General features: G+C 61.7%; 20 protein-coding genes and 1 pseudogene. 13 read left to right on the top strand and 8 right to left on the bottom strand.

Annotation, left to right across the window (positions count from 1 at the left end; translation table 11 throughout):
- Positions 1 to 4: 4 nt before the first annotated feature.
- The 4 genes from CJ178_RS24340 to CJ178_RS24325 all read left to right on the top strand — a co-directional run bounded on the left by CJ178_RS24340 (position 5) and on the right by CJ178_RS24325 (position 5887).
- Positions 5 to 844 carry an SDR family oxidoreductase gene (locus CJ178_RS24340; protein ID WP_095888666.1) on the top strand — a complete coding sequence of 280 codons (840 nt, stop codon included), beginning with the start codon at positions 5 to 7 and terminating at the stop codon, positions 842 to 844.
- The gene (locus tag CJ178_RS24335; RefSeq protein ID WP_045068498.1) at positions 841 to 1569 is read left to right on the top strand and encodes an acetoacetate decarboxylase family protein; all 729 of its coding nucleotides are present in this window, start codon (positions 841 to 843) and stop codon (positions 1567 to 1569) included. The genes CJ178_RS24340 and CJ178_RS24335 overlap by 4 nt, the downstream gene beginning before the upstream one ends.
- A 1017-nt stretch (positions 1570 to 2586) precedes the next feature.
- The gene (locus CJ178_RS33065; protein WP_095888199.1) at positions 2587 to 3633 is read left to right on the top strand and encodes a transglycosylase family protein; all 1047 of its coding nucleotides are present in this window, start codon (positions 2587 to 2589) and stop codon (positions 3631 to 3633) included.
- Positions 3634 to 3829: 196 nt separating this feature from the next.
- Positions 3830 to 5887, top strand: coding sequence for a neutral/alkaline ceramidase (locus CJ178_RS24325; protein WP_095888198.1), 2058 nt, complete (start codon positions 3830 to 3832; stop codon positions 5885 to 5887).
- A gap of 66 nt (positions 5888 to 5953) precedes the next feature.
- Here CJ178_RS24325 and CJ178_RS24320 read toward each other — a convergent pair whose 3' ends face one another.
- Positions 5954 to 7150, bottom strand: coding sequence for an MFS transporter (locus CJ178_RS24320; RefSeq protein ID WP_095888197.1), 1197 nt, complete (start codon positions 7148 to 7150; stop codon positions 5954 to 5956).
- A 143-nt stretch (positions 7151 to 7293) separates the two neighbouring features.
- Between CJ178_RS24320 and CJ178_RS24315 the strand changes: the two genes are divergently transcribed.
- Positions 7294 to 7740, top strand: coding sequence for a MarR family winged helix-turn-helix transcriptional regulator (locus CJ178_RS24315; protein WP_003945852.1), 447 nt, complete (start codon positions 7294 to 7296; stop codon positions 7738 to 7740).
- On the opposite strand, the gene thrS is transcribed toward CJ178_RS24315, so the two are convergent.
- Entirely contained in the window at positions 7737 to 8972 is a 1236-nt protein-coding gene (gene thrS, locus CJ178_RS24310; RefSeq protein ID WP_045068489.1) for a threonine--tRNA ligase, read from the bottom strand. The genes CJ178_RS24315 and thrS overlap by 4 nt on opposite strands.
- Positions 8973 to 9303: 331 nt before the next feature.
- Between thrS and CJ178_RS24305 the strand changes: the two genes are divergently transcribed.
- Together CJ178_RS24305 and CJ178_RS33365 are read left to right on the top strand one after the other, a co-directional pair.
- Positions 9304 to 10578, top strand: coding sequence for a hypothetical protein (locus CJ178_RS24305; protein ID WP_033232453.1), 1275 nt, complete (start codon positions 9304 to 9306; stop codon positions 10576 to 10578).
- A 2-nt stretch (positions 10579 to 10580) separates the two neighbouring features.
- Positions 10581 to 11387 (top strand): Abi-alpha family protein, encoded by an 807-nt coding sequence (locus CJ178_RS33365; protein ID WP_033232455.1) that lies wholly within the window; start codon positions 10581 to 10583, stop codon positions 11385 to 11387.
- Between the two features lie 68 nt (positions 11388 to 11455).
- On the opposite strand, the gene hsaB is transcribed toward CJ178_RS33365, so the two are convergent.
- The 4 genes from hsaB to hsaA are packed head-to-tail and all read right to left on the bottom strand — an operon-like array spanning position 11456 to position 14980.
- Entirely contained in the window at positions 11456 to 12016 is a 561-nt protein-coding gene (hsaB, locus tag CJ178_RS24295) for a 3-hydroxy-9,10-secoandrosta-1,3,5(10)-triene-9,17-dione monooxygenase reductase subunit (protein ID WP_033232457.1), read from the bottom strand.
- The gene (gene hsaC, locus CJ178_RS24290) at positions 12013 to 12915 is read right to left on the bottom strand and encodes an iron-dependent extradiol dioxygenase HsaC (RefSeq protein WP_033232459.1); all 903 of its coding nucleotides are present in this window, start codon (positions 12913 to 12915) and stop codon (positions 12013 to 12015) included. The genes hsaB and hsaC overlap by 4 nt, the downstream gene beginning before the upstream one ends.
- Positions 12915 to 13793, bottom strand: a complete 879-nt coding sequence (gene hsaD / locus CJ178_RS24285; protein WP_033232461.1) for a 4,5:9,10-diseco-3-hydroxy-5,9,17-trioxoandrosta-1(10),2-diene-4-oate hydrolase — start codon at positions 13791 to 13793, stop codon at positions 12915 to 12917. Before hsaD ends, hsaC begins: the two co-directional genes overlap by 1 nt.
- 11 nt (positions 13794 to 13804) lie before the next feature.
- The gene (gene hsaA, locus CJ178_RS24280; RefSeq protein ID WP_033232672.1) at positions 13805 to 14980 is read right to left on the bottom strand and encodes a 3-hydroxy-9,10-secoandrosta-1,3,5(10)-triene-9,17-dione monooxygenase oxygenase subunit; all 1176 of its coding nucleotides are present in this window, start codon (positions 14978 to 14980) and stop codon (positions 13805 to 13807) included.
- Between the two features lie 195 nt (positions 14981 to 15175).
- Here hsaA and CJ178_RS24275 point away from each other — a divergent pair, with 195 nt between their 5' ends.
- The gene (locus tag CJ178_RS24275; RefSeq protein WP_033232463.1) at positions 15176 to 16327 is read left to right on the top strand and encodes a Rieske 2Fe-2S domain-containing protein; all 1152 of its coding nucleotides are present in this window, start codon (positions 15176 to 15178) and stop codon (positions 16325 to 16327) included.
- Between the two features lie 2 nt (positions 16328 to 16329).
- A complete protein-coding gene (locus CJ178_RS24270) occupies positions 16330 to 16689 on the top strand; it encodes a hypothetical protein (RefSeq protein ID WP_033232465.1) in 360 nt (119 codons plus the stop codon).
- An 83-nt stretch (positions 16690 to 16772) separates the two neighbouring features.
- Here the strand turns inward: CJ178_RS24270 and CJ178_RS24265 are convergent, their stop codons facing one another.
- Positions 16773 to 17978: a CaiB/BaiF CoA transferase family protein gene (locus CJ178_RS24265; protein ID WP_033232467.1), complete on the bottom strand. Its 1206-nt coding sequence runs from the start codon at positions 17976 to 17978 to the stop codon at positions 16773 to 16775.
- Positions 17975 to 19465 (bottom strand): aldehyde dehydrogenase family protein, encoded by a 1491-nt coding sequence (locus CJ178_RS24260; protein ID WP_033232468.1) that lies wholly within the window; start codon positions 19463 to 19465, stop codon positions 17975 to 17977. Before CJ178_RS24260 ends, CJ178_RS24265 begins: the two co-directional genes overlap by 4 nt.
- Positions 19466 to 19912: 447 nt before the next feature.
- Here CJ178_RS24260 and CJ178_RS24255 point away from each other — a divergent pair.
- From CJ178_RS24255 to CJ178_RS24240, 4 genes and pseudogenes are all read left to right on the top strand, one after another.
- A pseudogene (locus tag CJ178_RS24255) lies at positions 19913 to 20098 on the top strand (ferredoxin); the annotation flags it as partial.
- Between the two features lie 59 nt (positions 20099 to 20157).
- A complete protein-coding gene (locus CJ178_RS24250) occupies positions 20158 to 21504 on the top strand; it encodes a cytochrome P450 (protein ID WP_033232470.1) in 1347 nt (448 codons plus the stop codon).
- A 14-nt stretch (positions 21505 to 21518) separates the two neighbouring features.
- Entirely contained in the window at positions 21519 to 23222 is a 1704-nt protein-coding gene (locus CJ178_RS24245; RefSeq protein WP_095888196.1) for a thiolase C-terminal domain-containing protein, read from the top strand.
- 13 nt (positions 23223 to 23235) lie between these two features.
- Entirely contained in the window at positions 23236 to 24792 is a 1557-nt protein-coding gene (locus tag CJ178_RS24240) for an acyl-CoA synthetase (RefSeq protein WP_095888195.1), read from the top strand.
- The last annotated feature ends 14 nt before the right edge of the window (positions 24793 to 24806 follow it).

Raw genomic sequence — 24806 nt, 5'->3', positions numbered from 1 at the left:
GGACATGGGCGACAACACCGCCTTTGCAGGCAGATCGGTACTTGTGACCGGCGGCGGAAGCGGCATCGGATTCGGCATTGCCGGTGCGCTCGCCGGAGCCGGTGCCCACGTCACGATCTGCGGACGAAACAAGGACAAACTCGATGTTGCGGCCAACTCGATTCGTGCCCGCAACGAGTCCGGCTCCGTCACTGCTGTACCCACCGACATAACCGTCGAAGCCGAGGTCATCGCTGCAGTCGCATCCGCGGTCGAGGCAACGGGAACACTCGACGGCGTTGTTGCCTGCGCCGGTGGCAACGAAACCATCGCCCCGGTGACCCAACTCGACGTCGATGCGTGGCGCCGCACGGTAGACCTCAACGTGACCGGCACGATGCTGACGATCAAGCACGGCGCACGTGCCCTCGTCTCCGGAGGCGGTGGTTCCATCGTGGCGATCTCGTCGATCGCTAGCAGCAACACACATCGATGGTTCGGAGCGTACGGCGTGTCGAAATCCGGCGTCGACCATCTCGTACAGTTGGCGGCAGATGAACTGGGTGCCAGCAATATTCGAGTCAATGCGATTCGTCCCGGCCTCACCCGGACCGATCTGGTCGCGCTCATCACCGACGGTGGACCGATTCTCGACGACTACATGGCCAACACTCCCCTCGCACGTGTCGGCGAAGTGGAGGACATCGCAGCACTCGCGACATTCCTCCTCGGACCGGACTCCACGTGGATCACCGGACAGATCATCAACGTCGATGGCGGTCAAATGCTGCGTCGCGGACCGGATTTCCGCTCGATGCTCGAATCCGTGTACGGCGCCGACGGACTCCGCGGGGTGGTGGCATGAGCTATACCATCCTGGGCAAGACCGTCGAGATGCCCGTAGAAGTCCGTACCGCCTCCGCGTTCATGGCGATGTTCTCCGTTCCGAGTGTTACTGCCCAGTCGATCATCAACCACACCGGACTGACCGTTCTGCAATTCCGCCCGGGGCGCGCACTGTGCGGACTGGTATTTGTCGACTACGTGGACGGAGATCTGGGACCGTACAACGAATTCGGCGTGACATACATGGTGCGAAGCCATACCGCCCCACCGGAAATTTCGGTGCTGGGCGACCTTCGTGCGCTCACGTCCGGCACAGCGGGCGCCCTCATCCATGAACTGCCCGTCGACGGCGAGTTCACCAAGGCCGCCGGCCGTGAGATCTGGGGATTCCCGAAGGTGATGGCGGAGTTCGATACCGAGCATGTCGGTTCCGTCAAACGCGGTTCGGTATCTCACGACGGCAAACTCATCGCGCAGTTGAGCGTGAAATCGGGAGTGAGCGTTCCCGGCTCGGGAGCAAACATGTCACTTGCCGCATATTCACATCTCGACGGCATCACCCGCTGTACGTCGTGGGACATGGCTCCCACCGGCGTCAAATCTCGCCCTGGTGGTGCGGAGCTCCAGCTTGGCACCCACCCTATGGCCGCCGAACTACGACGCCTCGGCCTGCCGAAACGAGCTTTGATGACAACCACGATCACCAACCTCGCCATGACATTCGGTGAGGCGACAACCATCTGACGGCGTCTGCCTCATTGCGCGAACGCGTTTGAATGCCCTCCTGCGGTGCCCCTTTGTCGGGGCTCCGCAGGAGGGCTCATCCCCGGGCGCAGACTGCGACCCTCAGGGTGCGACACAGATCCCTCACAAGGGTTGCGCCAATCGATCACTGGGAGCGCAAGGCGTGTCGCAAGTTTTCTATTGTGGAACAGCTTCGGGTGAATCCGTGTGCTCCACTCTGGCATCCGGCCTTTCTCCTCACACGGGTCGAATGACCCATTCGGGTACCTGTTTTCGGGTCGTCGCGCGTCACTACCTTCGCAATCAATGCCGAGGGTTCAACCTGTTTGACGTGTAGCTTTGCCGTAGACCTACCCCGCCAAGCGACGCCGCTCGCACTACGAAAATGATTTCTCACCCGCCCCTGAACTGGCCGAAGACAATAATGCCGCGTGAGAGATCAATAGTTTCTGCGCCATGAACCAGTGGCAACTCGGTCAGTCCGTTTCCTCAGCCCGATCGCGTCAGACCCGCTGCTAACTTTCCCAGGACATGATGGTCCACCCAGAATCCTTCTGGCACAGTTGAATACCCGGCAATACCAGCAAGGCCACCCAATCGGCCAACGTGGAGTTCATCGACCAGTTGCCCTGAAAAACGTGGTACCGGTCGGCTTGGTTCGACTTGTCAAAAATTGACGTAACCCGCGAAATAGGTATGCCACCGGGTAATTGGGCCGTTGTAAGCATGTGGGCGAGGCAACAACCTAGGCGTGACTCACAAATCGTGACCATGAAACCGGAAGGAACTATCGGCACGCTCTCTCTTCACTCGAGAGGCGCTCTGTAACAAAGAAATTGGCCTGACCAATTCGGTCAATGCAAATAATTGTCCACGGATAGCGAGAACTGTTGGCGCACTTGTTGTCAACTCATCTTCAATCGCCTTCCAGCATGGGCGATCTCGTACACCACGCTGCTCAGCAGTTGATGACCGCTGCGTGCCGCGAGATTGCCGACACCGATCAAGGAAAAGATCATGGGAAAACACAGGAAACACCATCGTTCTCACGCCACACGATTCATCACACTCGCTGCCGGAGCAGGGGCTCTGACAGCCATCGGCACCTTCGCAAACACGGGCGTAGCCAGCGCACACGACTGGTCGCAAGTGGCCATGTGCGAGAGTTCCGGAAACTGGAGCATCAACACGGGCAACGGGTTCTACGGCGGACTGCAGTTCACGCAGTCGACGTGGGATGCCTACAAGCCAGCCGGTGCACCGGCCCGTGCTGACATGGCGTCGGTCGCGGATCAAGTCGCAGCAGCGGAGGCAACACTCGACGCTCAGGGCATCGGTGCGTGGCCGGTGTGTGGCACACACCTCGGCTGGGGTGGAGTCACCCCTGGTTCAGCCAACGTGATCTCATCGACACTGCCTTCTGCCGAAGAAGCCATCCACGTAGCCCCTCTTCATGCTGGTAACAGCTGCAGCTGGGAATGGCCCGTCGATGGGGTGCTCTCGCAGGGGTTCCACGCCGGACACGATGGAGCGGACTTCGCGGTCAACGTGGGAACGGTCCTCCATGCCCCGACTTCGGGCAGAATCTCGGTTGCCGGACCATATGACCCCGGCGGATACGGAACCTACATCCAGCTCGAAGCCGATACCGGCGAGCAGATCCAGATGGGCCACCTCTCCGAAACGTGGGTCGGTGAAGGCGCTCACGTCGAGGCCGGCGACCAAATCGGCGCCACGGGTAATACCGGCAGCTCGACCGGCCCGCATCTGCATCTGCGCATTCACAGCGGCGGCGCCGTCGATCCCGTCGCCTTCCTGAAGTCGACAGGCGCGTGCGATACCGGGGCTAGCGTCACTCCCGGACCGACGTTCGCACCCGCGTTGAATGCTCCGGCACCAGAGCCTGCCACATCGGCAGTCGACGACACGGTGACCGTGTCAGCAGGCGATACGCTGTTCGACCTTGCTTCGGCAAGAGGAAAGAACTGGCAAGAGGTGTGGGCCATGAATGCGTGGATCACCAATCCCGACCAGATCTTCGTGGGCGATCTGATCAAGTTCTGATGCTGGAAGTCAGCTGCTGCGGGCTCATGCCCGAACGAGCGAACGTACCTTTCGGCGCCTTGGATGCGCCGAAAGGTACGTTCGCTCGCTGGGGTTGCGGCACGGTGGACCGACGCACCCCTTTCGATCACGTGTGACTCAGGCTACACTCCTGGACGGTTGACCAACTCGCGTCAGACCGCCCGAAAGGACACTCGTGCAGATCACCCGACGCACCGTACTGGCCGGCGCTGCCGCCGCACCTGCGCTCGCCGCTCTGTCGACGAGCCCGGCCGTCGCAGCGTCGCCGGCACGCACCGTTTCACCCGCACGCACCGACAAGTCGTCATCCTCGCTGCAGGTGGGCGTCGGAATTTCCGACGTGACCGGACCGGTCGCCGAGGTCGGCATGATGGGCTACTCGAGCTTCGACCAACGCGCCGAAGGCCTGCACCAGCGAATGCGCGCACGCGCCTTCGTCTTCGAGTCCGGCGGGTCGCGGATTGCCTACGTCTGCGTCGACAACTGCATGATCTTCCAGTCCGTTCACGACGAGGTCCTGCGCCGACTGGCCGGGAAATTCGGTGACATCTACACCGAACGCAATGTCATGCTGACCGCTATCCATTCACACGCGGCGTGCGGTGGGGCGTCGCACAACAACGCATACAACCTCGCAGTTCTCGGATTCGAACTGCAGGTGTTCGAAGCCGAGGTCAACGGCATCGTCGAGGCGATCAGCGCCGCCCACGAGAACCTGGCGCCGGGCACCGTTCGTTTCGGCCGGTCCGATCTCACCGATGCCAGCGTCAACCGATCACGAGTGGCGTTCGACCTCAATCCCGAAGAGGACAAGGCCTACTACCCCGGCGGCAACGATCACCATATGCGTGTCATGCGGATCAGCCGGGGCAGCAGGGACATCGGAGCGATCAACTGGTTCGCCACCCACTGCGCCTCGCTCACGAACGAGAACCATCTCATCTCCGGGGACAACAAGGGCGCCGCGGCGTACTTCTGGGAGCACGATGATCAGGGTGTGCGCTACCTCGACGGCGACACCAGCTTCATTGCTGCTTTTCCGCAGACCAACAGCGGCGACATGTCACCCAACCTCTTCCTCGAGCCCGGCCGCGGACCGACCGACGACGAATTCGAGAATGCACGGATCATCGGGCTCCGCCAGGTAGCGGCTGCTCAAACTGCCTTCGACTCGGCCTCCGAAACCGTCGCCAGCGGCGTGGACAGTCGGATCATGTACCTGGACATGGCAGATCAGGTGGTGAGTGGAAGATTCACCCCGGACGGACGCGAGCACCGCACCGCTCCGGCCGCGATCGGTGCGGCGATGAGTGCCGGAAGCGTCGAGGACGGGCCGGCAATTCCGATCTTCCCCGAGGGCACCCGAAACCCCATGATCGACGCCTTGGGCGGCATGGATGCTCCTGTGCCTCAATGGCTTCAGGATGCACAGGCCCCCAAACTCGTAGTCGTTCCGGTCGGCCTTTTGCCACCGAGCGGATGGGTGCCGAACGTGCTGAAGATCCAGATCCTGCGGATCGGCCAGTTCTACATCGTCGGCGGCCCTGCGGAATTCACCATTGTCGCCGGCCTACGAGTGCGCAGAACCGTCGCCGAAGAACTCGGTATACCCCTCGAGAACGTCATCTTCCAGGGATACGCGAACTCGTACTCCAGCTACTGCACCACGCCGCAAGAATACGATTCGCAGCAGTACGAGGGCGGTTCGACGATGTTCGGCCGTTACACGCTGCCTGCCTATCAGCAGGGGTATGCCACCCTCGCGGCCACGATGCGCGATGGCAACGAACCTCCTCGAGGCCCTGCGCCCGCCAACCTGTCCGGGTTCCAACCCAGCTTCGGCCCTGGCGTCGACTTCGACGAACCTTTGCCGGGAACACAATTCGGCGATACCACCGTTCAGCCTGGCGACAGCTCACCAGGCGGGCAGGTTGCGGTCGAGTTCGTCACGGGTCACCCCAAGAACGACACTCACCGAAACGGGACCTTCTACGAGATCCAGCGCAATACCGGTGGATCCTGGACGCGGGTCGCCGACGACAACGACTGGTCCACCAAACTGCACTGGCGCCGAGTCGGGAGCAACGGTTCCGTCGTTCGCATCACGTGGGATGTTCCGGCCGATACTCCGGCTGGTACCTATCGAGTCCAGCACTTCGGCGCGTCGAAGGCTCGGGGTAGTGGCGCGATCACGCCATTTTCCGGAGTGACGTCCGAATTCCGCCTCACCTGACCCGCGTGAACGTATCGCTGCCCTTGTCTGACAGGGGGAGCGATACGTTCACGCGATGGGCAAGGTTCACACGGCGGTCGGGTGCAGCGAGGTGGTCTGCCCCGACTGCTCTGACACCGTCGTGCGATCGATCTTGGCGGCGACGATCAGGACCAGTAGACCGGCGACGGTAACTGCCGCTCCCATCCAGATCGGGGAGGTGAAGCCGAGCCCCGCGGCAATGGTGAGACCACCGAGCCACGCGCCCAATGCATTTCCGACATTGAAAGCGGCGATATTGGCGCCCGACGCCATAGTCGGCGCCTCCGACGCGTAATTCATGATCCGCATCTGCAGCCCTGGTACCGTCGCAAAACCGAAGGCGCCCATGAAGAACAGTGAGATCACGGTCATGACCTTGCTCTCTGCAGACGCCGCGAACACGATCAGAACGACGGTCAAGATCGCGAGAATCCAGACCAGCGCCTTCGTCAGCGAACGGTCGGCGGCCTTCCCACCGAGGACGTTGCCGACAAACAGACCGGAACCGAAAAGGATCAGCAACCACGGAACACTGGACGCTGCAAAGCCACTCACCTCGGTGAGAGTGAACGCGATGTACGTGAACGCGCCGAACATTCCGCCGTAGCCGAGAATCGTGATCGCGATCGAGAGCCACACCTGTTTGTTGCGGAAGGCTCCGAGTTCGCCGCGCAGCCCGCCGCCCGCCGTTGGTGCCGGCGTCGTAGGCACCAGAACCGCGATCCCGATCAGCGCGACAATGCCGATGACGGTGATCGCCCAGAATGTCGAGCGCCATCCGAACTGTTGGCCGAGCATCGTGCCGAACGGAACGCCGAGAACATTGGCAATGGTCAACCCGGAGAACATCATTGCGATGGCACCTGCACGCTTGTCCGGTGCGACCATTCCGGCGGCGACCACCGATCCGATGCCGAAGAACGCGCCATGGCACAGGGCCGCAACGATGCGCCCACCCATCATCACCTCGTACGACGGGGCCAGCGCAGACATCAGGTTGCCGATGATGAACAGCACCATCAGCGAGAGTAGGACCTTCTTGCGCTCGAACCGGATGACGGCCGCGGTCACCAGAATTGCACCGATCGCGACGGACAGTGCGTAGCCGGAGATCAGGTAGCCCGCTACGGCTTCGGTGACCTCGAAATCGGCGGAGACCTCGGGCAGCAGGCCCATGATGACAAATTCGGTGAGGCCGATCCCGAACCCGCCCATAGCGAGGGCAATGAGACCCAATGGCATCTCGATGTTCCTTTCACAGATTTACGCGTAAGCCGTTAGCGGGCGTGTGCAGTAGTTGCACGCGCGCTATAAATAGTTGCATGCGCGCGCTACATGCGCAAGCTGGTAACCTGGAGCGGCAGGAATCGGACAAGGAGAATCACATGGGGATCGCCGACGACGCCGTCGAAATCCGTTCGCAAGGGTGGCGCACGCTCGCAGCGCTGCACGGCGCCCTCGACACCGAATTGGAACGCGCTCTCCAGCGTGAGCACAAACTGTCCGTCGTCGAATACACAGTCCTCGACGCGTTGAGCCGCCAAGACGGCTGGCACATGCGCATGGCCCAGCTGGCTCGCGCTGCCGCGCTGAGCAGCAGTGCCACGACGCGATTGGTCAACCGTCTCGAAGATCGTGGACTACTGACCCGAATCCTGTGCGCCGACGACCGTCGAGGCATCTACACCGAGTTGACGCCGGCCGGCCGCGAGCTTCTCGAAAGCGCACGGCCGACGCACGACGCCACCCTCGAAGCCGCACTCGACGAGGCATGCAAGACACCCGAACTCGCGCCGTTGGTGCGGGCGCTCCACGAACTTCCCGTCGGCTAGAACCCTGCCGGAAGCAGGGCACGCTCGTTGATGTCCGCGACCACCTGATCGACAAACACTCCCGCGTCGACGACGGCCCGCTCATCCCGCGCCGGGATCAGAGTGTCGACGGTGCCGCCCCGCACTTCGTTGTCCCCGATCACGGCGACGTACGAATCCCGGTGAGTACGAGCCTCGCGGATGCGGCGTCCCAACGACCCTTCGGACGCAACGGCCACGCGGACATCGCGAGCCTCGAGATCTGCCCGTAGACGCTCGGCCGCATCCTGATGCCGGTCGCCGACGGGCAGGATCGAGACCTGGTTGGGCGCCAGCCACGGCGGCATCCGACCTTCGAACCTTTCGATCAAGAGCGCGGTCATACGTTCCATCGAACCCAGCAGGCCTCGATGGATCATCACCGGACGATCCTTGGTTCCGTCCTCCGCTGTGTACTCGAGCCCGAACCGCTCCGGTTGGTTGAAGTCGAGTTGGACGGTCGAGAGTGTTTCTTCGCGGCCGTTCGCATCTCGCACTTGGACGTCGATCTTGGGCCCGTAGAACGCAGCCTCTCCCTTGGCTTCCACGTAGTCGATCGAGCGCGCATTCAGTGCGCTGCGAAGTTGATCCTCGGCGGTGGCCCACTGTTCGTCGGTTCCGAGGTACTGCCCCGCTGCCCCTCCGCTCACTGCCCCTCTGATCGAAAGCCGATATTCCCGTTCGGCAATCCCGAGAGTCGAGTAGCAGTGCTCGATCGCGTCGATCGCAACGATCACTTCGGCTCGAACTTGGTCACGAGTGCAGAAGACGTGTGCGTCGTCGAGATTGATCTGCCTGACGCGGCTCAGTCCGCTGAGAACACCGGAGAGTTCGCTACGGAACATCGAGCCGAGTTCGCGAAGGCGGAAAGGGAGTTCGCGATAACTACGGCCGCGCGCGGCGAATACCTGTGCGTGATGAGGACAGTTAGCAGGACGAAGAAGAAACGATTCCCCACCTATCTGCATTTCGGGGAACATGTCTTCCGAGAACTTGGACCAATGTCCCGATCTCTCGTACAACTCCTTCTTCGCCATCACCGGGGTGTAGACACTGCGACATCCGGACCGAGCAGCTTGCTCGGCCGCGAACTTCTCGAGTTCGCTCCTGATGATCGCGCCGTCCGGCAACCAGAGCGGAAGGCCCGCTCCGACGATGGGGGTGGTGGTGAAAAGTTCCAGCTCGCGTCCGAGTTCGCGGTGGTCAACGCTCATGAGAGCTCTCCAAATCGTTCAAGGGGAGTCGCGCATCGGAGCGAAGAAACAGAACAACCCCGGGGCGATAACTCCCGGGGCGGAAAGGGTTCGGTCAGCAGGTGCTAAACGATGCGCCGGAAGGAAACCGGCGTCGTCGTGTTGTGCGCAAAGCTGACCATGTACGTCAGGTTACATTAACTTCCGACCCATCGACGGCCCGGATTACCGGGGATCTATGCTGACGCAACTGGGAAGGCGCAGTAGTAGCGAAGGAAACACCCACGAAGAGCGAAGTTTCGGCAATCATGTCCGAACGTGAGGTTCTCGGATATGAGGAGGATGGGCGACGGTGCCGGACCACTTGCTCGAACAGTTGATCACCATTCCTTTGTTCACAGGAATCATCGGGTACATCACCAATTGGTCCGGCGTTCTGATGCTCTTCGCCCCACTCGAATTCCACGGAGTCAGAATTCCGGGCCTCAAGATCCTGTTCCCACTGCTCCCGCGCCGGGTCCAGGTAATCCCGGCGATCACCAGCGACGGCCGCTTCGGTTGGCAAGGAATTGTGCCCTCCCGGGCCGAGAAAATGGCGTCGATCGCAGTGGACAAATCGTTGGCAAAAGTGGGCAGCATCGCCGACTTCTACCGTGAACTCGATCCGGACAGCATCGCCGAACATCTGGTCACCATCTCGCGAAGCGAAGTCCGCGGCGTGGTCACCAGAATCATGACCGCCGAGAATCCTCAGCTCTGGCACAACCTTCCGAACCCGGTGAAAGAAGCCGTTTTCCGGAAGGTCGAGGAAGATCTGCCGGCCAGCGTCCGCACCATAACGGACCGCATCGAAGAAAACATCGACGAATTCATCGACGCCAAACTCATGGTGATCCGGTACCTGTCGTCGCACCCGAAACTACTCAACGACATTTTCCGGACCATGGGAAACAAAGAACTGCGATTCATGCAGAACTTCGGTTTCTACTTCGGGTTTCCGATGGGGTTTGTCCTGGTGGCCGTACTGCACTTCCTGCCGTACTGGTGGATCCTGCCCATCGGCGGCGTCATCATCGGCTACATCGTCAACTACCTCGGAATCACAATGATCTTCGAGCCCATCGCGCCCAGCCGATGGGTGCCGTGGCGGCAAGGTCTTTTCCTCAAACGACGCACCGAGATCATCGAGGGGTACGCAAAAACGCTCGCCGATCACGTCATCACACTCGAGAACATCGGCACAGAACTTCTCGAAGGACCACGCTCGGACCGAACCCGCCGAATGCTCGATCAGGTACTGCGTGAATCCGTCGACGACGCCGTCGGATGGGCACGATCCGTCGTGAAAATGACGGTCGGCTCGCAAAGCTACAAGCGTCTGCCGAGCCTCGCGACAACCGAAGTGCTCGACCTCGTTCCACGAGTATTCGAGGACGCGGCTTTTGCCGAAAGTCAGTCCGAGAAAATCCGGATATTCGTCACGGCGCAAATGAACAAACTGTCACCGGAAGACTTCAGCGAACTGCTGAGATCTGCCGTCAAACAAGATGAATGGTTGTTGTTCGTCCACGGAGCGGTACTCGGCTCGTTGGCCGGTTTCCTGCACCTCGCGATATTCGGAGTATGAGAATGAGTGAGCAGCGCGAAGAACCCACGTATGACTGGGATATCGACACGGGCACCGAAGAATCCGTCGAAAAGCGGTTGATCCGTAGCCTGGTCGGCTTGACCGCCACCACCACACTCACCTCCCTGAAAATAACGGGATGGGCGTTGGGCACAGCGCGCGAGGCGACGCGGCAGATCGTTGCAGCCGCCGCAGACGCGGCAGCAGAGGCCGCCGAAGCCGCCAACGTTCAACCTTCGACAAAGCGACCGGCAAGTGCCGGGCCCTCCCGATCCGAAAACCTGCGATCGGCCATGCGCGCTCGCCCCACCGGTAAACAGAGCACCGAGGCCATGCTCGCGGCCCTTCGCCAGCGCGGCGACAACCTGCTCGACCGTTCCGCCGACGTCACCGACCGCGACGATCTTCACCCCGCCTACGACCGAATCCTCGACGAGATTGCACCGGACGAAGCACGCATCCTGCGCCTGCTCGCATTGTCGGGCGCGCAACCGAGCGTCGACGTCCGGACAGCCCGGCCCTTCGGCGTCGGGTCGGAAATGATCGACGAAGGCCTGTCGATGATCGGCGATCTCGCCGGGTGCCGGCACCTGGATCGCACGAATGCCTACCTCAACAACCTGCACCGACTCGGGCTGGTGTCATTCTCTCGAGAGCCTGTCGAAGCGGATCGATATCAGGTCGTCGAAGTCCAGCCCGCGGTGATCGACGCCGTGCGACGCGCGGGCCGGTCCAACAAGATAGTGCGTCGTAGCATCCTGCTCACGCCGTTCGGTGAGGACTTCTGCCAGACGTGTTTTTCCTTGTAGGGGCTCCGCCCCCGTGCGCCTTTCCGGCAGTCCCCACTACCAAAAAGGCGCACAGGGGCCGCAGGCCCCTACAGCCAGGTATCTTCCGTCGTTGTTGTCAGGAACGCCTCGAGATCGTCCCGCCAATGCGCGGGGACGGTCTTGTCCGGTTCGATCCCGGTGTACTGCCCGCGATAGAACAGCAGTGGACGCTCGGTCTTGACCTCACTCATCGACGAGACCCGACCGAAGACCACGAAGTGATCGCCGCCGTCGTGGACGGTTTCGACGGTGCAGTCGATGTGCGCGAGCGATTTGTCGATGATCGGTGAACCCAACGGCGACGGTGTCCAGTCGATACCGGCGAACTTGTCCGGCTCACGCGAACCGAAGCGCGCGCATACCGACTGTTGTTCCTCCGCCAACACGTTGACGGCAAACTTTCCGGTCTTCTCGATTGCCGCCCACGACCGAGAACCCTTGGTGGGGCAGAACAACACCAGGGGCGGGTCGAGGGAGAGCGCGGCAAACGACTGACACGCAAAACCCACCGGCACGCCGTCGTCGACGGTCGTGATGATGGTGACACCGGTACAGAACTGGCCCAGGACGGTACGGAACTGCCGCGGGTCGAGTGCAGGGGCACTCACGGCTTCAGTCCGACCGTGAAGTCGTGACCCCACAGACTCACTGCCGTACTTTCCCGCGCGATCCAACTCTCGTCTTCGACCTCGCGTCCCTCACAACCGAATTCGATGTCGAAGCCGCCGGGAGTCTTCATGTAGAACGAGAGCATTTCGTCGTTGACGTGGCGCCCGAGGGTCGCCGACATCTTGACCTTCTTGCGCAGCGCACGGTCAAGGCACAGTCCGACGTCGTCTGAGTTCTCCACCTCGAGCATCAGGTGCACGATGCCCGTCGGATTGGGGAACGGCAGGAACGCCAGGCTGTGATGACGTGGGTTGCAGCCGAGGAACCTCAGCCACGCCGGATCGCCGTCAGCGGGTCGGCCGACCATTTGCGGTGGCAGACGCATCGAGTCCCGCAGTTTGAATCCGAGGACGTCGCGGTAGAAGCGCAACGACGCGTCGTCGTCATCGGTGGTGAGCACGACGTGTCCGAGCCCCTGCTCCCCCGTGACGAACTTGTGTCCGTACGGGCTCACGACGCGTCGATGTTCGAGCGCTACACCGTGAAACACCTCGAGCAAGTTCCCCGAGGTGTCCTCGAACGCAATCAGCTCGACCACGCGACGGTCCTTCAACTGCTCCGACGTGCCTTCTTTGAAGGGAACTCCGGCTGCCGACAACCTGTCACGGATATCCTGCAGCTCAGCCGCATTCGCTGTCTCCCACCCGGAGACGAGCAGACGGTCCGTCTCGTTCGGAACGATGACCAGACGTGCCGGGAAATCGTCCATGCGAAGGTACAGCGAATCGGGGTCGACGCCCTTGCCCTCGCTCATGCCGAGAACCTTGAGCCCGTACTCGCGCCACGCGCCCATATCGGTGGCCCCGATACGCATGTATGCCAGAGATCGAATACCCATCACTTACCTCCGTCGAGCAAGAAGTCGGTTGCGAGCCGGTTGAATTCGTCGAACTTCTCGAGTTGCGCCCAGTGCCCACAACCACCGAAGACATGCAGTTGCGCGCGCGGAATCATCTTGAGCGCAACCAGTGCGCCGTCGAGCGGGTTGACGCGGTCTTCACGGCCCCAGATCAACAGCACCCGTTGGCGCAGTTTGTACGCCTCGCGCCAGAGCATGCCGAGCTCGAAGTCACCGCTGGAGAAGGACTTACCCATCGCCTTGGCCGCAGCCAGGGACTCGGGAGTACTGGCTGCGGCAAAACGTTCGTCGACGAGTTCCGGCGTGATCAGCTTCTGATCGAAGACCATGATCCGCAGGAATGCTTCGAGGTTCTCACGTGTGGGCTGGTAGCTGAACTTCCCGAGGTTCTTGACGCCTTCGGTGGGGTCGGGTGCAAAGAGATTGACACTCAGACCGCCTGGCCCCATGAGGACCAGCCGGCCGGCACGGTCCGGGTAGTCGAGCGCAAAGCGAACAGCAGCGCCACCACCGAGCGAATTGCCCAGAAGATCAACGCGACCGGTGATCTCGAGCGTGTCCAGGAGGTCGTTGAGCGCCGACGCACTGTGCACGAAGTACTGCGGATGCTCGGTCGGCTTGTCCGACTGTCCGTAGCCGGGCTGATCGACCGCGATGACGTGAAAGTTCTTCGCCAACACCGGAATGTTGCGGGCAAAGTTCGACCACGACGACGCTCCCGGACCGCCTCCGTGCAGCAGCACGATGGTGCGATCGTTCCCTACCCCGGCTTCGTGGAAATGCAGTTTCAGGTCGGGGCGCACCTGCGCAAAACGCGACGTGGATTCGTAGGTGAACACTTCTTCGGTGGTTGTCACGGACGTCTCCCCTAGACCATCGTGTCGGTGATCGGCAGACCGAACTCGCCTGTTCCGAACATGACGTATGCGCGTTCTGGATCGTTGGCCGCGTGGACGCGTCCGGCGTGAGCGTCGCGCCAGAATCGCTGAATCGGCGTGCCGTTCTGCAGTGCTGTTGCTCCGGAGTTCTCGAAGAGCTTGTCGATGGACGCGATCGCGCGACCGGTGGCCCGGACCTGATCGCGTCGCGCTCGCAGACGCAGTTCCATCGGAACCTCTTCGCCCGCAAGGATCAACGCGTACTCGTCGGCGACATTGCCGGACAGTTGACGCCAGGCTGCATCGATGTCGCTGGATGCCTCGGCGATACGTACCTTCGCAAACGGATCGTCCTTGGACTTCTCGCCGGCAAAGGCTGCGCGAACACGCTTGCCCTGATGCTCGACGTGCGCTTCGTAAGCGCCGTAAGCCATTCCGACGATCGGTGCGGAGATCGTGGTGGGATGAATGGTGCCCCACGGCATCCGGTAGACGGGAGCGGTGTTGTTCTCGAGTCCGGGCGCAGTCAGTTCGCTCATCGCCCGGAAGCTCAGCACGCGGTGCGACGGAACAAATACATCCTTGACCACAACGGTATTGGAGCCGGTTCCGCGCAGTCCGACCACATTCCAGACGTCGTCGATCTGGTAGTCCTCGCGGGGAATCAGGTAGCTGACAAAATCGACGGCGCGACCGTCCTTGAAGACCGGCCCGCCCAGAACTGCCCACGTTGCATGGTCGCAACCCGATGACCACGCCCACGCGCCGTTGACCTTGTATCCGCCCTCGACTACCTCACCCATACCCATGGGCGCGTAAGAGGACGAGATACGAACGTCAGAGTCCTTGCCCCACACGTCTTCCTGGGCCTGCTGCGAGAACAGAGCCAGGTGCCAGTTGTGAACGCCGATGATCGAGGAGACCCACCCCGTCGATCCGCAGGCGCTCGCGATCTTTTTGACCGCCGAGTAGAACAGGACCGGATCGGCTTCGTATCCGCCCCACTGCTTCGGCTGCAGTAGACGGAAGAAACCGGTCTCCTGCAATGCCTTGACGGACTCGTCAGGGATACGACGAAGATCCTCGGTCTCCTGCGCCCGCTCACGTAGTGCCGGCAACAATGCGTCGAGCTTCTGCATCACCTCGTGGCTGTCATGGTTACCCACTTCGACGCTCCCGTCTGTCTCGCTCGGATAGTTCACTTACCTTTGAGACTAGAACACGTTCTCTTTTCTGTCGAGATGTCGCAAATCGCGTCATTGAGGGCCGCAATGCTGTAACAAGTGCTTCCGAAATCTAGCGAAATCAGAGTTCATTCTATAACGTGTTCTATTAACAGCTAGAAGGGATGTGAGGTCACTATGGCGCAGATTCGCGAGATCGACGTGGGAACGGTGCAGACGCGGTTCGCGCGTGGATGGCATTGCCTGGGTCTTCTGAAGACCTTCAAGGACGGCAAACCGCACGCGATCGAGGCTTTCGGTACCAAGCTCGTGGTGTTCGCCGACAGCAAGGGCGATATCAAAGTCCTCGACGGGTACTGCCGACATATGGGCGGTGACCTCACCCAAGGCGAGGTCAAAGGCGATTCCATCGCGTGCCCGTTCCATGACTGGCGCTGGGGTGGAAACGGAAAGTGCACCGGCATTCCCTACGCCCGCCGCGTGCCCCCGCTCGCCCGCACCCGGGCGTGGCACACACTCGAACAGAACGCTCAGCTCTTCGTCTGGAACGACCCAGAGGGCAATCCTCCGCCCGAGGAAATCGTGATCCCTCGCATCGAGGGCGCGTACAGCGACGAGTGGACAGACTGGACCTGGAACTCCATGGTCATCGAGGGTTCCAACTGCCGCGAGATAATCGACAACGTCGTGGACATGGCGCACTTCTACTACATCCACTACGCCTTCCCGACGTACTTCAAGAACGTCTTCGAAGGTGAGATCGCCACTCAGTACCTCAACACCACGGGCCGTCCCGACATCGGAATGGCGTCCCAGTACGGCGGCGATACGCTACTTCGCTCAGAGGCTGCGTATTACGGACCGTCGTACATGGTCAATCCTCTGTGGAACAGCTACAGCGGATACGAGGTCGAAAGCGTCCTGATCAACTGCCACTACCCGATCAGCCCGGATTCATTCGTGCTGCAGTGGGGCGTGACGGTCAAGAAGCCGACGGGCGTCTCCGACGAAATGGCCGACAAGTTGGCCGGCAAGTTCACCGAGGGCATCAGCGAAGGATTCCTTCAGGACGTCGCGATCTGGAAGAACAAGACCAAGATCGAAAATCCACTCCTCTGCGAGGAGGACGGCCCCGTCTACCAGCTACGACGCTGGTACGAGCAGTTCTACGTCGACAAGGCCGACGTCACCGAGAAGATGACGCAGCGCTTCGAGTTCGAAGTGGACACCACCAAGGCCAACGAAGCCTGGCACGCTGAGGTCGAGGAAAACCTCGCCCGTCAGAAGGCCGAGAAGGAAGCCGCTGCAAAGAAGGAAGCAGAGGTTTAATCGTGAGCGCCTCGATCCGTGACCTCCGTTGGGCCAAGGCTCCGGACTTTGCCGGGCAACCGGAACGGCGGGGCGCAATCGAAGCCCAGACCGTCGAGGACAAGCAGGAATACCTCGACTCGGGGATGCAGGAAGTCGATTGCAAGACATGTGGCGCGTGCGTACTGGTTCGCAAGAACACGTACAAGCACACCAGCATTCAGTGGACCTCCGACCCGGCACGTCGGTGTCACACGTTCAAGGACGCCATCGCGTCGGGGCAGAAATCTGCACTCAAGGACGGCTGCCCGATGCTCCATGAGAGCATCGCCGACGCCGTCAGGGACGGCACAATTACGGTTCGCGACGCCGAAAACAGCTGAGCACCGCGAACAGTTGCACGAGAACTGAAATGAGGGCCGACCCCAACGGGTCGGCCCTCATTTGTCAGGTGTGGTCACAGTTCCTAGGTAACTGCTCCCGCGATCTTGAAAGCGATGACACGTTCCCAGTCGAATCCCAACTCTGTCAGAATTTCGTCTGTGTGAGCGGCGAATTCCGGTCCTGCACGCAGCTCGGGTGCAGTGACGTCGAACTGCACCGGGTTTGCGGCCAGTTCGAGTTCCCCTGCCTTGAGCAGATATTCGTTGGCCAGAACCTGCGCGTCGCTCGACACTTGCAACGAATCCTGCACAGGTGCCCACGGACCGGCAAGAGTGGCAAACTTCTCCGACCATTCCGCGAGTGTGCGGCTGCCCAGTACCTCACGCAGAATAGCCACTGCGGCTTCGGTATTGGCGGCAATCTGCTTGGAATCGGCAAAACGAGGGTCGTCGATGAGGTCGAGGCGATCGATGTGGCGACACACATCGGCCCAGTACTTGCCGGCCTGGAGCATCACGAACGAAAGGAAGCGCCCGTCCGATGTGCGGTACAACCCGGACAACGGATTGGTCAGTGCACCATGACCACCCGGCACCGGCGCCACCATGGCCTGGTCGAGATGCGCCGACAACGCAATCCCGTGTCCCATGGCCCACACGCCGCTGCCCAGGAGGGAGACGTCGACTACCGAGGTCTCGCCCGTACGTTCTCTCTTGAGCAGCGCTGCCGCAACACCGCCGGCAAGGTTCGTGCCGGAGATAGTGTCACCGAACGCCGGCCCCGGCGGGGTGATCATTCCGTCGACCCCGGGAGGAGTGAGGGTAGCGGCGATTCCGGCCCTGGCCCAGAAGGCCGTCATGTCGTACCCACCCTTGTCGGACTCGACACCGCGCGGCCCGAGTGCACTGCCGCGGGCGTAGACGATCTTCGGGTTCACGGCGCGGACGTCGTCCACGTCGATCCCGAACTTGGTCCGAGCCTGGGGCAGGAAGCTTGTGAGGAACACGTCCGCTGTGCGGATCAGTGCATCCAACACCTCTTTACCCTCGGCGGTTCCCATGTCGAGGCCGATACTGCGCTTGCCTCGGTTGGCGTGCTCGACGTTGGGGTTGGGATCCCCCTCGACCTTCAACGCACCGACCTGACGAAGGCCGCGCTGTGGGTCACCGGTGACGGCGTGTTCCACCTTGACGACCTCGGCGCCCCAGTCGGCGAGCACTGCGCCCGCCGACGGAACGAAGCCGTACATCGCGACCTCGAGAACGCGGATCCCCTCGAGTGGCTTCACTTGACCACCGTCGCAAAAGCCTTGGTCTGCAGGAACTCCTCCAGTCCGGCAGTACCCATCTCACGGCCGATGCCCGACTGCTTGTAGCCACCGAACGGAACATCGGGGGTGAAGTAGTTGCCACCGTTGACGCTGAAGGTTCCGGTGCGGATACGGCGGCCGATGGCGATCGCGCGATCGTCGTCGGCACCAAGCACGCCACCGGAGAGTCCGTACTTCGAGTTGTTGGCGATCTCCACGGCATGATCGTCGTCATCGAACGGGATGACTGCGAGCACGGGTCCGAAGACCTCTTCCTGCGCAATTTCGCTGTCCGGGTGGACATTTGCCAGCAGGGTCGGCGTGTAGAAGTAGCCGGGATCGATCCGCGTGCCACCGGTCACGAGCGTCGCGCCCGCCTCGACGGCCCGCTGAACCAAACCGTCGACCTTGTCTCGCTGCTTCTCGCTGATGAGCGGGCCCATGTAGATCTTCGGGTTGGTCGGGTCTCCGACCGGCACGTGCGCCATCATTCCGGCCACCTTCGCGACGATCTCGTCGTGATGTGCCCGTGGCACGAGCAACCGGGTGGTGAGCGCACAACCCTGACCTGTGTTGGAGCAGATGGAGAATGCCGCGAACTGTGCAACCGTGCCGAAGTCCGCGTCCTCGAGCACAATCAATGCCGACTTCCCGCCGAGCTCGAGGAAGACCTTCTTCAGGCTCGCGCTTGCCGCAGCCATGATCGACGCGCCGACGGGTGTGGATCCGGTAAAGGTGACCACGTCCACGTCGGGGTGGGTGGTCATGATCTTGCCGGTCTCCACGTCGGACGAGGACAGTACGTTGACCACGCCGGCCGGAATATCGGTGTGATTGGCGATCAGTTCACCCAGCGCCAACGTGATGAGCGGTGTGTCCGGAGCGCCCTTGAGGACGATCGTGCAACCGGCGGCGAGCGACGGAATCAGCTTGGCAAACGCCAGCTGATTCGGGTAGTTGTACGCAATGATCGCGGAGACAACTCCGGCGGCTTCCTTCTCGATCCAGCGATTGTGCTTCTGCCCCTTGATGTCTACCTCGCCGAGCTGCTCGGTCAGCGGGTAGGTGCGCAGGAGATCAGCGTAGTAGCGAATGATGCCGATGGGCGCCTCGAGCTGGTTGCCTTGCGTATTGAGGTAGGTAGCTCCGACCTCGGCGATCGTCAGCGCACGAAACTCTTCGAGGTTGTCGAGCATTGCCTGATGCAGCTGGTCGAGGCACTTGATGCGGAATTCCACATCGGTTGCCCAGCTGGTGGTGTCGAAGGCCTTGCGCGCAGCTGCGATAGCGGCTTCTGCCTCCGCGACACCCGCATTCGGTGCGTAACCGAGGATCTCACCGGTAGCGGGGTTGATCGACGCAAACGTCTGCTCTGTTGTCACGAGCTTTCCGTCGATGAGCAAGCGCCGATCGACATCCAGCACGGCGGTGCCCTCGTTGCCCGACACCGTTTCCTGAGATGACATCCGTTCTCCTCACTAAAGTATGAAAATAGAGTTCTCATATTCGAGAATATTGCATCCTGGTGGTGTGAATGTAGCAACTGTGAAGTCGTACGCATACCCCCCACCGAAAGGTTGCATTGCACCTGAGCAGTCTCTACTCGGGATCTTGCGGCCACGTCAGAGCGAGAGTAGGATTCTCCAAAATTGAATTGGAGATTCTTGTGAACCAGAATGCGACACTCGAACGCTCACCTGTAACGACGGCAGCCCCGTCGCCGGTGAGTCACGCACTCAGGCCCGAGCCATTTCCCAGCCCAGCCCATCTCGCGGCATGGACACGTTCTGTGCCCACCTTCCGTCCGTCTACGACGCAAGTTCGATCAACATCGTCATTGCCGGCCATCCCCGATCAGCTAGTCGAAACAGCCTGAATAACAAAAAGATTCACGTGCAAACAGGAGGAATATTGTGAAGGTGAAGGTCGACCCAGAACTGTGCCAAGGGCACACACTGTGCGCTATGGCTGCACCGGATGTGTTCGAACTGAGCGACATCGACGGCCACGCTACGGCCATCGAAGGCGATGTTCCTGCCGATCTCGAGGACAAGGTGCGGGAAGCTGCCCATTCCTGCCCGGAGCAGGCCATCACCATCTTTGCGAGCAACTCCGCCTCCGAGAACGCCGACGCCAAGACGCCAGAGAGGACAGCTCCATGAGCATCGACAATGCGCCAGCGCAAGACAACCACGAGAAGCCCGTATTCCAGTTCGACCGGCACGCAGCGGACTATCGCGACAACTTCCTGGACATCACCCAGGAGATGCACTCGAAGTGTCCGATGGCCTGGTCCGATACTCACGGCGGGCACTGGGTTGCGTCGGGCGGCGACGAGGTCTTCGCTCTCGCTCGGTCCGCTGACATCTCGAATGATCACGACCTCAAGGGAGTTCGTCGTGGCTACAAGGGAATCATGATCCCGACGGCCGAGCGCGCATCCGGCGTCCGTGGCGGCATCCTGGAAATGGACGACCCCGAGCATCGCGAGTTCCGTGCGGTTCTCAACCCCTACCTGTCTCCTGCTGCCATCAAGAAGTGGGTTCCGCTGATCGACGAGGTGATCCGCGCCAGCCTCGACGAGAAGATCGAGTCCGGCAAGATCGACTTCATCGACGATCTGGCAAACATCGTCCCGGCCGTCATCACGCTGGCAATGCTCGGTATCCCCGTCGTCAAATGGTCCGTCTACTGCGAGCCGGTACACGCGGCTATGTACACCCCGCCGGATTCACCTGACATCGCCCGGATCGGTGAACTCCACCGCGCCATGGGATTGGACCTCCTCACCAATCTCCACCAGATCCGCGAGAACCCCAGGCCCGGCATGGTCGACGCGATCGCCCGAGCCACTGTCAACGGCGAGAAGCCGGACGATCTCGAACTTCTCGGAGTCCTCAGCCTGCTCATCGGCGGCGGGTTCGACACGACAACGGCGCTCACGTCACACGCACTCGAGTGGCTGTCACAGAACCCGGATCAGCGCGAGATCCTCAGCCGGGAACGCGACACCATGCTGGACTCGGCAACGGAAGAATTTCTCCGCTTCTTCTGCCCGACCCCGGGCGACGGCCGCACCTTCTCCGCCGACGGCGAATTGGGCGGCGTGCAGTTCAAAGAGGGCGATCGACTCTGGCTCTCCTGGGCAATGGCCAACCGCGACCCCGAACTCTTCGAGGACCCGAATACCGTCGACCTCGAACGAACGGCCAACCGACACTTCAGTTTCGGTCTGGGAGTACACCGATGCATCGGCTCGAACCTGGCCCGAACGGTCTTCAAGCGCATGCTCGTCGCAGTGTTCGACCGGATGCCGGACTTCACGTGCGACCCCGAAGGCACCGTGCATTACGACTCCATCGGCGTCATCCAGGGCATGCGTCACCTCCCGGCGACCTTCACCCCCGGCCCGCGTCTCGGTGCCGGCCTCGACGAGACCCTCGAGAAAATCCAACTGATCGTCGACGAGCAGGGACTCGCCGCACCGATCACTGCGCAGAAGTAAGGAAACTGAAGTAAGTGACTGATTCCGCGGTAGTCGATCCGGTAAACGAGAACAAGGTAGCCGAGTCGGGGCGTCCTCTTCCCCTTGTGACCCGGCAAAACCGGTTCTACTGGACGTCCGGCGCGGATGGCCGGCTGCGCGTACAGGAGTGCGAGTCCTGTTCGGCTCTCATCCATCCGCCGCAGCCGGTCTGCAGGTACTGCCGTTCACATCAGATGGGCGTGCGCGTGGTTTCCGGCTACGCCACACTCATCGGATTCACGGTCAACGAACGCTTCAGCATGCCCGGGCTTCCGGCACCCTACGTGGTGGCTCAGGTCGCGATCGAAGACGATCCTCGGGTTCGGCTGACTACCAACGTCATCGAGTGCGATCCTGCGCAGCTGCACTTGGGCATGCGCATGGAAGTTGTCTTCCATCAGGACGGGGACGTGTGGCTCCCGTTGTTCCGGCCGACGGCCGAGCAACCAGAACCTGCGCCGCTGCCACAGGCCGAGGGTGATCCGGAAGAGATCCGGCGACGCGTGCGACCGATGTCCACCACCGTGAAGTTCGAGGACAAGGCGGCGCTCACCGGCATCGGCATGTCCGAGATCGGCCGACGCTTGATGCTCTCCCCCATGGAGTTGACGGTGCAGGCGTGCGAGCGTGCCGTCGCCGATGCCGGCCTCACGATGGACGACATCGACGGTCTCGCAAGCTATCCCGGCGCCGGACCGGTAGGGGGGTTCGGCGAGGGCGGCGGGGTGACCGGCGTCGAGGCGGCTCTCGGCATCCGGCCGACCTGGCATAACGGCGGCATTGAAACCTTCGGCCCCAGCGGTTCCGTGATCGCGGCGATGATCGCCGTCGCCAGCGGTCTTGCCCGCCACGTGCTGTGCTACCGAACCGTCTGGGAAGCCACCCACAACGAATTGATGCGTCTGGGCGAAATCAGCCCACCTGCGCCGAGTCGCACCCCGAGCTGGATGTTCCCGTTCGGGGCGACCTCCGCAGCACACACTCTCGCGCAGAATGCGCAGCGCCACTTCCACAAGTACGGCACAACTCGCGAAAGCTTGGGTTGGATTGCGCTGAACCAACGAGCCAATGCCGCACTCAATCCGAGCGCGATCTATCGCGACCCGATGACGATGGACGACTACCTCTCGGCCCGCACCATCACCACGCCATTCGGTCTCTACGACTGCGACGTACCGTGCGACGCTTCGGTCGCAGTAATCGTGTCCGCCATCGATGCAGCACACGATCTTGCCAAGCCGCCGGTACTCGTCGAAGCTGTCGGAACGCAGATTGTCGAACGTATCGAATGGGATCAGAGCACACTGACACACGAGCCTCAGGTTCTCGGCCCAGCTGCTCACCTGTGGACACGAACCACGATGCGCCCCAGTGATGTCGACGTCGCGCAACTCTACGACGGATTCTCGTTCAACTGCCTGTCCTGGATCGAAGCGCTGGGCTTCTGCGGCATCGGCGAAGCAAAGGACTTCCTCGACGGCGGCCACAACATTGCCCGCGACGGCGTGATCCCACTCAACACGCACGGTGGACAACTCTCACACGGCCGCACCCACGGCATGGGGCTGATTCACGAAGCGGTCACACAGTTGCGCGGCGAGGCCGGTGAACGTCAGGTCGTCGGCGCCAAGGTCGCCGTCGCGGCCACGGGTGGCCTGTCCCCCGGCGGCGCAATGCTCCTTCGAACGGATCGATAGTGGAGGCGCGTCAATGACGACCGCGACGATGACACCCAGCTACCACGCTCGCCGGAGCCCGGACACCCCGGCCATCGTGATGGCTTCGAGCGGTGAGGTTACGACATACGCCCAACTCGACGAACGCTCGACGCGATTTGCGCGGGCATTGCGGGCGCGCGGGTTGGGCGTCGGCGACCACATCGCGATCCTGATGGAGAACAACCGCCCCTTTCTCGAAATTGCTTGGGCAGCGCAGCGATCCGGCATTCACTACACCGCGATCAACCGCCACTTACGCCCGCTCGAGGTGCAGTACGTTCTCGACGATTGTGGTGCCCGCGCCTTGATCTCGAGCGAAGCACTTGCCGACGTCGTGGCCGGCCTCGACGTCTCGCGTATTTCCATCCGGGTATCGGCACTCGGTGACATCTCCGGATTCGATCGGTACGACGACGTGCTGGCCGGCGAGACGGCCACACCACTCGACGACGAGTGCGAGGGCCGCGAAATGCTGTATTCGTCCGGGACCACCGGACGTCCCAAAGGTGTGCGTAAACCGTTGCCAGGAACGGCGTTCGGAGATCCGAGTGCCGCCCCCGTCTTGATCGCCAGGGGCCTGATGGCCGGCAACACCGTCACCGATGCGGTGTACCTGTCGCCCGCACCGCTGTATCACGCTTCGCCCCTGGTCTTTTCGATGTCATGGCACCGTCTCGGCGCCACGGTCGTGGTGATGGAGAACTTCGACCCACTCCAATGCCTTGAACTGATCGAGCGTCACCGAGTGACAAGCGCGCAGTTCGTGCCGACCATGTTCGTGCGCATGCTTCGGTTGTCACCGCAGGAGCGAGCGCGATACGACCTGTCGAGCCTGCGCAACGCAATTCACGGAGCGGCGCCGTGCCCGATCCTCGTGAAGCAGCAGATGCTCGACTGGTGGGGGCCGATAATCCACGAATACTACTCGGGCACCGAGGATGTCGGCGCTTCGACGATCACACCCGAGGAGTGGCTGACGCACCCCGGATCCGTCGGGCGACCGATGCAGCAATGCCACATCGTCGGCGAGGACGGAGCGGAACTCCCCGTCGGACAGGTCGGCTCGGTGTACTTCTCCGGCGGCCGTCCGTTCGAATATCACAACGATCCCGAGAAAACCGCGTCCGTCACCAACGACCGCGGGTGGCGCACACTCGGCGACATCGGGCGTCTGGACGAGGACGGATACCTCTATCTGACCGACCGCGAGGCGCACACGATCATCTCGGGTGGAGTGAACATCTATCCGCAAGAAGCGGAGAACGAACTCGCCGGGCATCCTGCCGTCGCCGATGTCGCAGTCATCGGCGTACCCGACGACGAGATGGGCGAGTCGGTGAAGGCTGTTGTGCAACTGGTCGATCCAGCGGCAGCCCACGCTACCCTCGCCGCCGAGCTCATCGAGTACTGCCACAAAGCGCTCGCGTCGTACAAATGCCCCCGAAGTATCGATTTTGTCGACGCCCTCCCCCGAGATCCCAACGGCAAGTTGTACAAGCGCCTGTTGCGTGACCGTTATCGGGCGAGCAACGTCACCCCTATCGCTTGACGACAGAACAGGAG

The sequence above is a fragment of the Rhodococcus sp. ACPA4 genome (genome assembly GCF_002300185.1).
Classification (GTDB): Bacteria; Actinomycetota; Actinomycetes; order Mycobacteriales; family Mycobacteriaceae; genus Rhodococcus_F; species Rhodococcus_F globerula.
This window is presented reverse-complemented; position numbering and strand designations above follow the sequence as displayed.